At 58.4% G+C, this 13,409-nt stretch carries 13 protein-coding genes; 2 read left to right on the plus strand and 11 right to left on the minus strand.

Going from position 1 to position 13,409, the window contains the following annotated elements:
• Positions 1–497 precede the first annotated feature (497 nt).
• A complete protein-coding gene (locus tag BQ5353_RS05255; RefSeq protein WP_071427439.1) occupies positions 498–1,022 on the plus strand; it encodes a methylated-DNA--[protein]-cysteine S-methyltransferase in 525 nt (174 codons plus the stop codon).
• Positions 1,023–1,065: 43 nt separating this feature from the next.
• Here the strand turns inward: BQ5353_RS05255 and BQ5353_RS05260 are convergent, their stop codons facing one another.
• Genes BQ5353_RS05260 through polA form a run of 6 tightly spaced genes read right to left on the minus strand, consistent with a single transcriptional unit; the run spans position 1,066 to position 6,931 of the window.
• Positions 1,066–2,187: a M20/M25/M40 family metallo-hydrolase gene (locus tag BQ5353_RS05260; RefSeq protein WP_054332045.1), complete on the minus strand. Its 1,122-nt coding sequence runs from the start codon at positions 2,185–2,187 to the stop codon at positions 1,066–1,068.
• Positions 2,188–2,218: 31 nt separating this feature from the next.
• Complete coding sequence (locus tag BQ5353_RS13385; protein WP_267888275.1) at positions 2,219–2,350, minus strand: hypothetical protein; 132 nt, start codon at positions 2,348–2,350, stop codon at positions 2,219–2,221.
• Positions 2,351–2,366: 16 nt separating this feature from the next.
• Positions 2,367–3,383: a tRNA (adenosine(37)-N6)-threonylcarbamoyltransferase complex transferase subunit TsaD gene (gene tsaD, locus BQ5353_RS05265; RefSeq protein WP_054332046.1), complete on the minus strand. Its 1,017-nt coding sequence runs from the start codon at positions 3,381–3,383 to the stop codon at positions 2,367–2,369.
• 19 nt (positions 3,384–3,402) lie between these two features.
• Entirely contained in the window at positions 3,403–3,852 is a 450-nt protein-coding gene (rimI, locus tag BQ5353_RS05270) for a ribosomal protein S18-alanine N-acetyltransferase (protein WP_054332047.1), read from the minus strand.
• On the minus strand, positions 3,852–4,271 hold the full coding sequence (locus BQ5353_RS05275; protein ID WP_054332048.1) for a PPC domain-containing DNA-binding protein: 420 nt from the start codon (positions 4,269–4,271) through the stop codon (positions 3,852–3,854). The genes rimI and BQ5353_RS05275 overlap by 1 nt, the downstream gene beginning before the upstream one ends.
• 56 nt (positions 4,272–4,327) lie before the next feature.
• Positions 4,328–6,931 carry a DNA polymerase I gene (gene polA, locus BQ5353_RS05280; RefSeq protein ID WP_071427440.1) on the minus strand — a complete coding sequence of 868 codons (2,604 nt, stop codon included), beginning with the start codon at positions 6,929–6,931 and terminating at the stop codon, positions 4,328–4,330.
• A gap of 534 nt (positions 6,932–7,465) precedes the next feature.
• Here polA and BQ5353_RS05285 point away from each other — a divergent pair.
• The gene (locus BQ5353_RS05285; protein WP_071427441.1) at positions 7,466–8,626 is read left to right on the plus strand and encodes a M20 family metallopeptidase; all 1,161 of its coding nucleotides are present in this window, start codon (positions 7,466–7,468) and stop codon (positions 8,624–8,626) included.
• A gap of 71 nt (positions 8,627–8,697) precedes the next feature.
• Here BQ5353_RS05285 and BQ5353_RS05290 read toward each other — a convergent pair whose 3' ends face one another.
• From BQ5353_RS05290 to BQ5353_RS05310, 5 genes are all read right to left on the minus strand, one after another.
• Entirely contained in the window at positions 8,698–10,032 is a 1,335-nt protein-coding gene (locus BQ5353_RS05290) for an amidohydrolase (RefSeq protein WP_054332051.1), read from the minus strand.
• 27 nt (positions 10,033–10,059) lie between these two features.
• Positions 10,060–10,554, minus strand: a complete 495-nt coding sequence (locus BQ5353_RS05295) for a pyridoxamine 5'-phosphate oxidase family protein (RefSeq protein WP_054332052.1) — start codon at positions 10,552–10,554, stop codon at positions 10,060–10,062.
• A gap of 81 nt (positions 10,555–10,635) precedes the next feature.
• On the minus strand, positions 10,636–11,715 hold the full coding sequence (locus BQ5353_RS05300; RefSeq protein ID WP_054332053.1) for an ABC transporter substrate-binding protein: 1,080 nt from the start codon (positions 11,713–11,715) through the stop codon (positions 10,636–10,638).
• Between the two features lie 138 nt (positions 11,716–11,853).
• Positions 11,854–12,894 (minus strand): ABC transporter ATP-binding protein, encoded by a 1,041-nt coding sequence (locus BQ5353_RS05305; RefSeq protein ID WP_071427442.1) that lies wholly within the window; start codon positions 12,892–12,894, stop codon positions 11,854–11,856.
• Between the two features lie 77 nt (positions 12,895–12,971).
• Entirely contained in the window at positions 12,972–13,385 is a 414-nt protein-coding gene (locus BQ5353_RS05310) for an EamA family transporter (RefSeq protein ID WP_054332054.1), read from the minus strand.
• Positions 13,386–13,409 lie beyond the last annotated feature (24 nt).

Below are 13,409 nucleotides of genomic sequence, written 5' to 3' on the forward strand. Positions count from 1 at the left end.
CCCGCCGCAGGAACCGGCGGGGAGAAGGCGCAGCGCTCTTTTTGAGGACAGCGCACTGGTATGTTGTCTTGCTTTTTCCATTTTAGCCGCTGGAACTAGTTTTCCCCGCGGCGCGGAAGAACATCCCCAAAAGGGAATTTCCCTCCAAAAAAAGGATTGAGAAAATGGCTCTATCCCCGGTTTTGTCAATCCCCCGGCCAAGCAGTCATTGTCTCGCATTCATTATAACATATCGGTGGTGATTTGTGGAATAAAATATTTCAAAAATTGTCGCCAAATTTTCATCGAATTGCTATAATTTCCTGGCCTTTCCTCCCCTGCCTGTGCTACAATGGGTCCGAGGCAGTTTTTAGGGGGAGAGGGATCTGCTGGGGAAACTCTCCATTTCAAGCCCTGGGGCATCATCCAAAAGCCCCATCCGGGCAAACCCGCAGCACCTGCCTGTAGAATAGGACTATAAAACCCAATACTTTCCAGTGTAAGGAGGCTGACCGCCTATGCTTTATTACTATTCTCTGCAATCCCGTTTGGGCACTATCACCTTAGTCCAAGCCGGGGAAGCCCTGATTCGGCTCATCCTCTCCCCCCAGGACGCGGACCTTGTCAAAGACCCATATCTCGCCCGGCAATTTCTCGGGGAGGAGTTGGAAGAGCGGCGCACCGACCTGATGGACCGGTTTGTCATCCAGCTGGCCGCTTACCTCAAGGGCAAACAGAAGGGATTTGATCTGCCTTACCAGCTGTATGGCTCCCCCTTTGCCCGCCGGGTTTGGGAGGAGCTGGGCCGCATCCCCTATGGGGAGACAGTCTCCTATGGAGAGCTGGCCAAACGCTGTGGCACCGAAGGCGTCCAGGCAGTGGGTACCGCTGTGGGAAACAACCCCCTGCCGCTGATCCTGCCCTGCCACCGGGTAATCCGAGCAGATGGGGCTCTGGGGCAGTACAGCGCCGGGGAGGGGCCCAGCACCAAGCGTCTCCTTCTCCAGCTGGAGGGTGCCGCCTTTCGGGAGCAGGTCACCTAATAAAAAAGCGCCGGCAATGCCGGCGCTTTTTTTGTTAGCCCGATTATTCAAAGTGGGAAAGAACCACCTGGGCAAAAATTTCCATGCCCACATCCAGGGAGGAGATGGAGATGTGCTCCCCGCGAGTGTGGGCGCCTTCGCCCAGATACACCCCGAAGCAGACCGCCGGCACCCCTTGGGACAAGGGGATGTTGCAGTCGGTGGAGCCGGAGCAGGTGGTCATTTCCAGCCCATGCTCCTTGGCGGCGCTGCGGACCAGCTCCACCAGGTGGGAATTGTCCACATCCCCTTTGCAGGGCCGGTTGCCCACCAGTTCCACATCCACCTCCACCCCCATGCTGCGGTAGGTGGCGATACAGTTTTCAAACAGGCGATCCATAATTTCCAGGGCCTCCCGCTTGTCGGAGCGGTACTCATAATACATCTCGCAGCTCTGGGCGATGGTATTCACCGAGGTGCCCCCCTGGATCAGCCCCACGTTGTAGGTGGTCTTGCCCAGGTCGGGCACCTTCATGGCGTAGAAGGTGGAGATCATCTGGCTCATGTAATAGATGGCGTTGCGGTTGCCAAAATCCCCGTAGGAGTGGCCGCCCTCCGTTTTGAGTTCAATGCGGTACCGTTTGGAACCCACCGCGTCGTTCACCACCTTGCGGTAGTTGCCGTCGATGGCGAACAGCCGGGAAACCCGGCCCTTGTAATCCTCCATGACCTGACACACCCCTTTCAGGTTGCCCAAGCCCTCCTCCCCGGTGTTGAGGACAAAGAGGATGCCCGTCTTGGGGGTGAGGTTCATCTCGGTGACCATCCGGGCCATCTCCATCACCGCGACGGCATTGGCGGTGTCGTCGCCGATGCCAGGGCCGTAGATGGTATCCCCTTCGATGCGGACCGGCAGTTCGTCGGTGTCGGGGAACACCACATCGGTGTGGCCTAAAAAGGCCACCAGCTCATCGCAGCCTTCGGCGTGGTACGGGTACACCACATTGAGGGCGCTGTCGATATACACCCCTTTTGCGCCAAAGGATTCCAGGTATTCTTTGCACCACTGGGCGCGTTTTTCCTCGTGGTTGGAGGGGGCAGGGATTTTGCCCAGGGTGACGATTTCATCAATCATCCGGGGGCGGTTGTCGGTCAGGTACTTTTTTACGGCAGGGGTCAGGCCCATCCAAAACATCTCCTTCTATCTTCGGGCCGCTTTAGCGGCCGCGGTTGACGATAATCATGGCGGAAATCACACTCAGGACAAAAGCGGCGCAGCCAGCGGCCACCATCACCATACCCACGATAGGTGCCCAGATGTTGGGCTTTTCAATCCGTTCGATTCGCACAGTTCCTTCCTCCTTTCTACACCAGGGGTTGGTCAATGGGCATGCTGGCCGTCCCGTTGAGGGACAGTCCGGCAATCTGCCCGTCCAGGTATTCATAGTAGGCTTGGGAGCCGATCATGGCGGCGTTGTCGCCACACAAATTCAGGGGCGGCATATACAGTTGATATCCCTGTTCCTGACAGGCGTTTTCCAGCATGGAGCGAAGGCCGCTGTTGGCCGAGACGCCCCCGGCCACCACGATGGTGCGGTAGCCGTAGGTATCAGCAGCCAGCATCAGGCGGCCGGTCAATATCTCCGCCACCGTCTTTTGGAAGGAGGCGCAGAGGGAGTCGGTGTCCACCTCCTGCCCCTTTTGGGCGGCGTTGTGAATCAGGTTGATCACCGCAGTTTTTAGGCCGGAAAAGCTGAAGTCATAGGGGCTGCCCTCCACTTTGGGATGGGGCAGGGGATATTTGGCTGGGTCCCCTTTCTGGGCGGCCTTGTCCACGAACACCCCGCCGGGATAGGGGTACCCCATGGCCCGGGCGGCCTTGTCGAAAGCTTCGCCGGCGGCGTCATCCCTCGTCTTGCCGATGACCGAAAATTCGGTGTAGGATTTCACCTCAATGATGTGGCTGTGCCCGCCGGAGGCCACCAGGCAGAGGAAGGGCGGTTTCAAGTCCGGGTGGGCCAGATAGTTGGCGGCGATGTGTCCCCGGATGTGGTGCACCGGGATGAGGGGCTTCCCCGCCGCCAGGGCAAGGCCCTTGGCGTAGTTGACACCCACCAGCAGCGCCCCGATGAGGCCGGGTGCGGCGGTGACCGCCACCGCGTCCACATCTTCCAGATTGCAGCCCGCCTCCCGGAGGGCCTCATCCACAATGCCGACGATGTTTTCGGTGTGGCGCCGGCTGGCGATCTCCGGCACGACCCCGCCGTATTTGCGGTGCTCCTCCACCTGGGAATTGACCGCGGAAGAGAGGACCTTCCGGCCATCCTCCACCACGGCGGCGGCGGTTTCGTCGCAGGAGCTTTCAATGGCTAATATCTTCAACGGTTCATCTGCCTCCTTTTTATTCGTCCAAATACCGGGTCAGCAGCAGGGCGTTCTCCACAGGGTTTTGATAGAAGTTTTTCCGCTCCCCCACCTGCTGGAACCCGTGGGCCTCATAGAGAGCCCTGGCCCCCTGGTTGGAGGGCCGGACCTCCAGGGTGAGGAAGGCCATGCCCTCTTTCTCCCCATAGGCGATTAAGGCGCCCAGCAGAGCGGATGCCACCCCTTTGCGCCGGTGGGCGGGGAAGACGGCCACATTGTCGATGTAGCCCTCGTCCAGCACCCGCTCCATCCCCAGGTAACCAACCACCTCCCCATCCAGGCAGGCGGCGAAAAACACCGACGATGGCCGCCCCAGCTGGGCCCGAAGGGTCCCTTCGCTCCAAGGGGTGGAGAAGCACTCCCGCTCCAGGGCGGCGATGGCCTTGATGTGCTCCTCCCCCATGGGCAGGATGTTCAGCCCCTCCATTAGAACACCATCAGATTGATGCCGGTTTTGGGATCGGCTTTGCGCTCGATCACCATGTCCAGCTTGCGGATGAACAGCTCGCAGGTGGCGCTGACCACCGCCTCGTTGAGGTGGCCGCCATGGGCCAGGCCCTTGTCATCCCCCAAGGTGGCGTGGATATGTAAATAGAGCTCCCCGTCTTTGGTGGAGACGTTGCCGATGAGGGCGGTGATCTCCATATCCTGGTCAAAGGTGTTGGAAACATAAGCGTTTTTGGTGAAATCGAAGATCCCCACCACACTGTGATCAGCGGCGCCAAGGCCCTGGATGGTGCCGGCTTTGACCCCTTCTTTCTCACAGATGGCGCGGATGGAGGAGACGATCTCCTCCCCCTTTTCCAGACGGACGGCGATGGTGTCGCCACAGGTTTTGTATACCATGCAGATTCCCCTTTCTTGTGTGGATCGGTGATGGGAGGCCCCGCAGGGCCTCCCCGCTATTTGGCTTCAAACCAGGTTTTGCCCACCTTGGCCTCCACCGACATGGGCACGGACAGCTGGACGGCGCCCTCCATTTCCTCCCGGAGGATGGCAGCGGCCTTTTCATTCTCCTCCACCGGCGATTCCACAATCAGTTCGTCGTGGATCTGCAGCACCAACCGGGATTTCATCCCCTCAGCGGCCAGGCGGCGGTGGACCCGCACCATGGCGATTTTGATGATGTCGGCGGCAGTCCCTTGGATGGGGGTGTTCATCGCCACCCGCTCCCCAAAGGCTTTGAGGTTGTGGTTGCTGGCGGTGAGTTCCGGCAGGTAGCGGCGGCGGCCAAAGAGGGTCTGGACATAGCCGTGTTCTTTGCCAAAGGCAATGGTGTCCTCCATATACTGCTTCACACCGGAATAGGTGCGCAGGTAGTCTTTGATGTATTTGTCGGCCTCAGCCACCGAAACCCCGATGTCCTGGGAGAGGGAGAAAGCCCCAATGCCGTAGACAATGCCGAAGTTGACCGCTTTGGCCCGGGAACGCATCAGCGGGGTGACGTAGAGGGGGGGCAGGTTGAACACCTGGCTGGCGGTGGCGGTGTGGATGTCCGCCCCGTGTAGGAAGGCGTCGATCATGTTTTTATCTTGGGCGATGTGGGCCAGCACCCGCAGCTCGATCTGGGAATAGTCGGCGTCCACCAGCATCTCGCCGTCACCCGCCCGGAAGAACTTGCGCAGGTTGCTGCCGATTTCGGTGCGGACCGGGATATTCTGCATATTGGGCTCAATGGAGCTGATGCGGCCGGTCCGGGTCTCGGTCTGCTGGAAACTGGTGTGAATCCGGCCGTCCTCCCCCACCACCTTCAAAAGGCCGTCCACATAGGTGGATTTCAGTTTGGTCAGCTTGCGGTATTCCAGAATATCTTCAATGATGGGGTGTTTGCCCCGCAGGGACTCCAGCACGTCGGCATTGGTGGAATAGCCGCTTTTGGTCTTTTTGCGGGTGGGCAGCCCCAGCTTGTCAAAGAGGATAGCCCCCAGCTGCTTGGTGGAGTTGATGTTGAACTCCTCCCCTGCATGGGCGTAGATGCTGGCCTGCAGCCGGGCGATGTCCACGTCAAGGCCCTGGCCAAAGGCGATGAGGCCGGGGACATCCAGCTCCACCCCGATGCACTCCATGTCCGCCAGCACCTGGGCCAGGGGGATTTCAATATCCCGCAGCAGGGAATCCTGCCCATGCTCCACAATCTGGGCGGAGAGCCGTTCCCACAGGGGGATGAGCCGGAGGCCGTCGCCCCCCAAAGCCTGCCATTCCTCCGGCAGTTCGGTGCAGGAGAAGGGGGCCACCTGGTATTCGTCCGCCAGCCGGCGGATGGTGTATTCGGTGGAGGTAGGGCTTAACAAATACCCCGCCAACTCCACATCAAAATCTACGTTTTGTATATTGATATCGTGATAATACCCATAGCGATGAAGCTTTTTGGATTCGGTGGTCACCAGTTTTCCAGGGAAGGCCAAAACCCGGCCCAAAACCGAGGCAAAGGGCTTGTCTTCCCGGGAGAGAAGGGCCATCTCCTCCTGGCCGGCCAGGCACAGGGCGGTGATTTCATCCCCCTCAAAGGCGAAGAGGGCAAAGAGCCGCTCCTCCCCCAAAAGGCGGGTCAGCTGGCCCTCTTTGGGGGAGATATGAGGGGTGATCTGGGGCTTTTCATCCGGCTTGTTCACTGCGGGGGCCGCCGATTCTACCGTTCCGTGGAGGCCCAATTTCTCAATCATCGTGTGCATCTCCAATTTGGAGAGGAGGGTGTAGGCCGCTTGGACATCCCGCTCTTTGAGACGGTAATCCTCCAAATTGCAGTCAATGGGGGCGTGGCGGTCGATTTCTGCCAGTTTGCGGCTCAGGTAGGCCATCTCTTTGCCCTCTTGGAGCTTTTTGCGGACGCCGGGTTTGACGTCAATGGTGTCCAAATTCTCATAGATGGCATCTACACTGCCAAACCGGGAGATGAGGTCCAAGGCCGTCTTCTCCCCGATGCCGGCCACGCCGGGGATGTTGTCGCTGCTGTCCCCCATCAAAGCTTTGACCTCGATGAGCTGTAAGGGCTCCACTCCATATTTTTCCCGGATGGCGGCGGGGTCGTAGAGGGTGGATTCGGGGCGGCCCATCTTGGTGGCAGCTAGGCGCACCGCCACCTGGTCGCTGACCAGCTGGAGGCTGTCCCGGTCCCCAGTGGCGAGGACACATTCCTGCCCCTGCTCTACACACACCCGGGAGAGGGTGCCCAGGATGTCGTCCGCCTCAAAGCCGGGCAGCTCCACAATGGGGTAGCCCAAATCGGTAAGCAGTTCTTTGAGCACTGGCAGCTGTTGGGCCAGCTCCTCCGGCATCCCCTTGCGCTGGGCTTTGTAGCCGTCGTACATCTCATGGCGGAAGGTGGGGTGCTTGACATCAAAAGCACAGGCGATGGCATCTGGCTGCACCTCGTCGATAATCTTTAAAAGTATATTCAAAAAGCCATAGATGCCGTTGGTGTACTGGCCATCTTTGGTCGTCAAAAGCTTGATGCCGTAAAAGGCCCGGTTGAGTACGCTGTTGGAATCAATCACCAATAATTTCATTGTTTCCTCCACGGGGACATGCCCGAATGTATTCTTTGTTCCGCCCAGGGCGGATAAAACGCGAGGGATTGCAGATAGCCCGCAGGACGCGGGCCACTTGGAAAATTCTCCAAGCAATGCGCCCCAAAATTGTGTTGCGGCGTTGCCACAGGAAGGGCGGCCCCTCAAAAAGGCATTGCTCCTATACGGGCCCGAGAGGGATTTCTTCCCCAATGATCGCTTTGCGGCTCTTGTAGCATAAAATCTGCACAAGCTTTAAGAATTGCGGTGCGGCTCTGCCGCAAAGGGCTTTGCCCTGTAAGCAATTCTTCGAATGCCACAGGCTTCGCCTGTGGCTATTGTACCACAAATCCTCGCAAAAAGAATGGCTTTTGCTGTTTTTTCCACCTGGAAATGCTATAATAAAGACAGTTGACCGCCTGGGATGGGCAGTTTTCCCCTCTGCCTGGGCGGGCCTATATGATCAGCCTCCCCCATTCCTTTCCTGCACCCAAGCGGCAATGCCGCACCTAAAAATAGAAAGGAGCCTTTACCATGTGTCCATCCTATGACCGCGACCAATTGGTTCTCCTCTTGCAGCAGCTGATCCAAATCCCCAGCATTGCCCCTCCAGGAGATGAGGCCCCCTGCGCCGACCTGCTGGCCCAATACCTGGGGGATTGCCCCAACCTGGAACTCTCTTTCCAGGAGATCGGCGAGAACCGTAAGAACTTGATCGCCACCCTCAAAGGCACTGGGGAGAAGAAGGCCATCCTCCTCAACGGCCACCTGGATGTAGTCCCTGTGGGGGAACGGGCCAACTGGAAGTATGATCCCTTCGGGGCACAGATTGTGGACGGCACCATGTATGGCCGGGGCACCGGCGACATGAAAGCCGGCCTGCTGGCTTTGGCCGCCGCCCTAAAACTCCACGCCCAAAGCGGAAAGCCCCTCAAAGGGGACGTGGTCTTTTTGGCCACCTGCGGCGAGGAAGTAGACGGCTGCGGCGCCCGCGCTTTTGTCAAGGACCACGACATGAGCGCCTTTGACGCCTCCATCATCGCCGAGCCCACCGGCTCGGCGGTCGTCTCGGCGGAGAAGGGCCTGCTTTGGGTAAAAATCCACTCGGCAGGGGTCACCGCCCACGGGTCGGTGCCGGAAACCGGGGTCAATGCCATCCAATATCTGATGGAGGCCTTGTTCCACATCAAAGCCGGGTTCAACCCCCAGAGCATCCACCCCACTTTAGGCAAGACCACCATGAACATCGGGGTGTTCCACGGCGGCATGGAGCCCAATATCGTGCCGGACAGCGCCTATGCCTCCATCGATTTCCGCTGTGTGCCCGGCTATGACCACAACGACGTACTCCAATTGATCGACGACTCCATCGCAAAGGTCAAGGCGGAACACTCGGATGCCAATCTGTGGGTGGAGATCCTCAACAACCGGCTGCTCATCTCCACCCCCGACGACCACCCCCTGATCCAGAAAGCGGTGGAGCTGAACCGGAAGATGGGCCTTTCCACCACCATCGAAGGTAAAGTGGCCTGCACCGATGGCTCCATCCTCAACACCGTCTGCGACACCCCCATGCTCATCTACGGCCCCGGCGAGTCCAGCCAGGCCCATGTCTACGACGAGTATGTCACCTTGGAGGCGTTCCACAACAATGTCGCCTTCTTCTACGACATTTTGGAGGAGCTGTTGGGCTAACGGCGCCCCCTCAAAAAAACAGCCTTGTCTTTTCCAAAGACAAGGCTGTTTTTCTTATCAACCCAGTTGGATCAGAGGACGGCTTTGTCCAACTCCCGGGCGATGGCGGCGATCTCATCCCGATAGGCCAGCATCCGGCTGCGGGCCTCCTTCAGATCGATGGTGAGGAGCCTCCTATTCTCCACCACCAATTCCCCGTCCACAAATACCGACTCCACATTGGAGGGGTTGGCGCTGTAAACGATGACCGAGTAGTAGTCGTAGATAGGGTTCATGTTGACGCTGTCGGTCTCAAAGATGACAAGATCCGCCCGCTTGCCCACCTCCAGGGAGCCGGTGATCCCGTCAAGTCCCAGGGCCTTGGCCCCGCCGATGGTGGCCATCTCAAAGATCTCCTTGGCTGGAAAGAGGCTGCGGTCGTGGTTGAACAGCTTCTGCACCTTGCCCACCAAGGGCAGCTGGGTGAGGATGTCGATGGTGTTGCCGCTCATAGGGCCGTCGGTGCCCAGGCTGACGGTGATCCCCCGCTCCCGCATCTTTTTGATGGGGGCCACCCCTTTGGCCCCTTTGGCGTTGGAGCCGGCGTTGTAGGACACTTTGACCCCCCGCTTCTCATAGATATCCAGGTCGTTTTCCTCTAAATTGATGGAGTGGGCGGCCAAAAACCGGTTGTCCAGCACCCCGATGCTGTCCAAATACGCGACAGGGGTCATGCCATGATCCCGCAGGCAGTCCGCCTGCTCATAGCCCATTTCAGCCACATGCATGCAGAAGATGATGCTGTTTTCCCGGGCGATGCGGTGGCATTCCTGGAGATGGGCGGTGTCGTTGGTGTAGATGGCGTGGCAGTTCACCGCCGGGGTGATGCGGGGATGGCCTTTCCACTTCTTGACGAACTCCCGGGTATAGGGGATGCCGCCATAGGGCTCCTTGGCGCTGGGAGAGGGGTTGCAAAGCACCGTCTCGGACAGCACCCCCCGGATGCCCGCCTTCTCTGCCTCCCGGGCGATGTCATCTTCAAAATAATAGGCGTCGTAAACGGTGGTCACCCCACCCAGCAGCAGTTCGGCAAAGGCGTAATTGGCCCCGGCTACCGCCATTTCCCGGGTCATGGCGGTGCGTTCCAAGGGGAAGAGGTACCGTTTCAACCGGTCGGGCACATCGTCCGCCAAGCTGCGGAACACCATCATCGACAGGTGGCTGTGGGTGTTGATCATGCCGGGGGTGATGATCTTGCCCCGGCAGTCCAGGACGGTGTACCCGGCAAATCGGGATTCCTCCAGCTGAGCGGTGGGGCCGATCTCCTGGATGGAGTTGCCCTCCACCGCCAGGTAACCGTCCTCATAGAGGGTAAAATCGGCGTCCATGGTGAGGATCGCCGCATTTTTGAGCAAGTACTGTGCCATGGTGTCTTTCCTTTCCGCCAATGGGTTTTATTTGGTTTGGCTGGCCTTGACGTATTCGATGGCCTCTTTGCCGGTCATGTGGTCGATCTCAACGCCGATGAGGATGGCTTGGGTACATCCCCCCACCTCCGCCTCCTGCTTCTCCCGAGGCTGGTCGGCAGAGTATTTGGCGGTGAGGGCCAGAAAGGCATCCCGCCTCTCTGCGGCATCCTCCACCACAAAAGCCCGGCCAAAGGCGATGACACTGCGGAAATAGGTGGTGTATTCGGCGCTGACCACCGTGTCCTCATCCACCACGGCAAAGGAGACCTTGGGTTGCCGCCGGATGGCGTCCACCTTGTGGCCCGCCTTGGCCGAATGGAAATAGAGTTTGCTGTTGTGGTACACATAGCTCAAGGGCACGGCGTAGGGATAGCCGTCGTCCCCCTGCACTGCCAGCACCCCGTTGGTGCCCCGGTGAAGGACTTCTTCCACCCTGTCCAAAGGGAGCTCCTGGCGGATTCTGCGCATCTTGCGAAACATGGTGTCCTCTCCTTTTCCACAATGTCTGTCTTTTAAAAAAGGGCCTGCCGATGGCGGCAAGCCCTTTTAGGGGGATATCGATTACTGGTTCAGGGTCTTGTTCCACATGTCGACCCAGTTCTCAAGCAGGGGGTTGACCACGCTGAAATCCACGATGTTGGACTGGTTGGCAGTTTCCACAGTGGTCAGCTTTTTAGCGGCTTCCTCGGGGATCTCCACCTGGGTGTTGACCGCGGATTCGGGGACGTTCAGTGCGGCATCCAGCTGGTTCTCCTCCGAGAGGACATAGTTGATGAACTCATAAGCCAGGTCTTTCTGGTCGGAGTTCTTGACGATGTTCACGGTGTTGAAGTTCAGGTAAGCGCCCTCGGTGGGATCGATGAACACCAGGTTGGTGTTGGAATCGCCCATGGTGTTGTAGGCGAACTCAGCGGCCAAAGCCACCGAGATCTCACCAGAGGAGAACATGTTCTTCAGGTCGGAGGATTTGGAATAGGTCTTGACGATGTTGGGCTTCAGCTCCTCCAAAGCTTTGAAAGCGGCTTCGCCGCCATCGGTGGCATAGTCCACGCCGGCGTAGTTGGAAGCCACGGTGACCATAGCGGGGCCAAAGGTGGTGGAGATGTCGGGGATGGCCACCTGGTCGCGGTACTCTTCTTTCCAGATGTCGGCAAAGGAGGTGATCTCACCGGCCTTCTCCGGGTTGTAGATAATGCCCAGGCGGTTCATGGTGACTGCGGGGCCCTGTTTGGATTCCTTCAGGAAGTCCGCTTTTTCCAGCAGGTATTCCGCGTTGGGGATGCGGGAGTAGTCGATCTCTTCAAACAGGCCGGCGTCCACACCCTGCTGGGCGTACTGCTGAGCCAGGTAGATGACGTCCACATCGGTGTTGGGGTCGTTTTTCAGCTTGGTCAGGCGCTCACCGTTGGTGCCGCCCTCATAAACCACGGTGCAGTTGTACTTCTCCTCAAAGGGCTTGATGACGGTGTCCTTGATCCGGTCATCGGCCAGGGCGAAGTTGGAGACCACCAGGACGGGCTTCTCCCCGGAAGCGTCATCCGCCCCCTGGGACGAAGAACTGCTGGAATTTCCGCCATTGCTGCAAGCAGCCAGCATGCTGGCGCAGAGCAGAAGGGCTACCATAGCCTTAAACTTCTTCATACTTGTTTCCTCCTACATTGTCTTTTGGTATTTTTGTTTCTATCGAACACAGCAACCTGTGCAGCGAGCTGTTTGGGGCGGGGGCTTGTCCCCCATGGTAGCAGAACCAGAGCGCAAAATCAGGCGAATCATCGTTGGTTACACCACTACCAGCTTTTGGGGAGGCAGATAGAGGCGGACCCTCTCCCCCGCCTCATGGGTGCGGGTGTTGGAGCCGTTGGCCACCAGGTCGCCAAAGGGGGTGGCAACCTTGTACTGGTAACTCTTGCCCAGATAGGTGCGGACTGTCACCGTACCCTCAATCACATTGTTCTCCTCTTGGGCGCCGTCCTCCAAAAGAACGATGTCGTCGGGCCGGATGGTCCCCTTGGGGGCATCCATCTCCCGCTCCGGCAGATGGCCAATCTCAAACCGGGTGTCCCCGCAGTAGTAGCCGTCCTCCCGCTTTTCCAAGGGGAAGAAATTCTCAAACCCCACAAACCGTGCCACGAACTCGGTGGCCGGGTGGGCGTAGATATTTTCCGGGGTGTCGTACTGTTCAATGATGCCGCCGTTCATCACCGCCACTTTATCGGAGATGGAGAAACACTCCTCCTGGTCGTGGGTGACAAAGACAGTGGTGATCTTCAGCTTCTGCTGAAGCTCCCGAATCTCCACCCGCATTTTCAGGCGGAGCTTGGCGTCCAAATTGGAGAGGGGCTCGTCCAGGAGCAGCAGCTCCGGCTGAACCACCAGGGCACGGGCCAAGGCCACCCGCTGGCGCTGGCCGCCGGAAAGTTCCCGGGGATACCGCTTGCCCAAGTCCGCCAGGTCCACGGTGGCGAGGATCTCCTGCACCTTAGGGGCGATCTCCTGCTGGGGCATTTTTCGCATCTTCAGGCCGAACGCCACGTTTTCCTCTACCGTCAGATGGGGGAACAGGGCATAGCTTTGGAACACGATGCCGAAATTCCGCTTGTGGATGGGAACCTTGGTGAAGTCCTTGCCATTGAGGAGGAAGGAACCCCCATTGGGTTCAATAAAACCGGCGATCACCCGCAGGGTGGTTGTTTTTCCGCAGCCGGAGGGCCCCAAAAGGGAGATGAGTTTGCCCTCCTCAATGTCCAGGCACAGGTTGTTGAGAATCTTCTTTTTTCCGTCGTAGGCGACGTCGATATTCTTCAGCTGGATAAACGACACAGCAGTTCCTCCTATCGTTGGGTAGCTTTCCTCAGTTCAGAACGGTTTTCCGGCTGCCGCCGGAACGAAAATACCAGTTATAAGACCATTATCAATGTCCCCGCGGTGATCAGAGCCCCGCCAATCCACGCTTTCATGGTGGGCTGCTCATGGAGGAACACAAACGCCAGTACTAGCGTGATGACAACACTCAATTTATCGACGGGAACCACTTTGGAGGCTTCGCCCATCTGCAAGGCCCTGTAGTAAAAGAGCCAGGAAGCCCCAGTTGCCAATCCGGATAAAATCAAGAAGAGCCAGCTCTTCCTGCTGATTTCGGTGATCCCGGACTGTGTGCCAGTCAGGAACACCATCCCCCACGCCATGGCCAAGACTACCATCGTCCGGATTGCCGTGGCCAGGTTGGAATTGACCCCTTCAATCCCGATTTTCGCCAATATGGAGGTCAGCGCAGCAAAGACCGCAGACAAAAGAGCGAACACAAACCACACAGCGATTTCCCCCTATCATTCCGG

Origin of the sequence: Merdimmobilis hominis (genome assembly GCF_900104615.1) — a bacterium.
GTDB lineage: Bacteria > Bacillota > Clostridia > Oscillospirales > Ruminococcaceae > Merdimmobilis > Merdimmobilis hominis.

Coding starts and splice junctions, on each gene's coding strand:
- BQ5353_RS05290 (WP_054332051.1), bottom strand. CDS start 10,032: ATGGCACAGTACTTGCTCAAAAATGCGGCGATCCTCACCATGGACGCC.
- BQ5353_RS05275 (WP_054332048.1), bottom strand. CDS start 4,271: ATGGTATACAAAACCTGTGGCGACACCATCGCCGTCCGTCTGGAAAAG.
- BQ5353_RS05255 (WP_071427439.1), top strand. CDS start 498: ATGCTTTATTACTATTCTCTGCAATCCCGTTTGGGCACTATCACCTTA.
- BQ5353_RS05300 (WP_054332053.1), bottom strand. CDS start 11,715: ATGAAGAAGTTTAAGGCTATGGTAGCCCTTCTGCTCTGCGCCAGCATG.
- BQ5353_RS05295 (WP_054332052.1), bottom strand. CDS start 10,554: ATGTTTCGCAAGATGCGCAGAATCCGCCAGGAGCTCCCTTTGGACAGG.
- BQ5353_RS05285 (WP_071427441.1), top strand. CDS start 7,466: ATGTGTCCATCCTATGACCGCGACCAATTGGTTCTCCTCTTGCAGCAG.
- polA (WP_071427440.1), bottom strand. CDS start 6,931: ATGAAATTATTGGTGATTGATTCCAACAGCGTACTCAACCGGGCCTTT.
- BQ5353_RS05260 (WP_054332045.1), bottom strand. CDS start 2,187: ATGGGCCTGACCCCTGCCGTAAAAAAGTACCTGACCGACAACCGCCCC.
- rimI (WP_054332047.1), bottom strand. CDS start 3,852: ATGGAGGGGCTGAACATCCTGCCCATGGGGGAGGAGCACATCAAGGCC.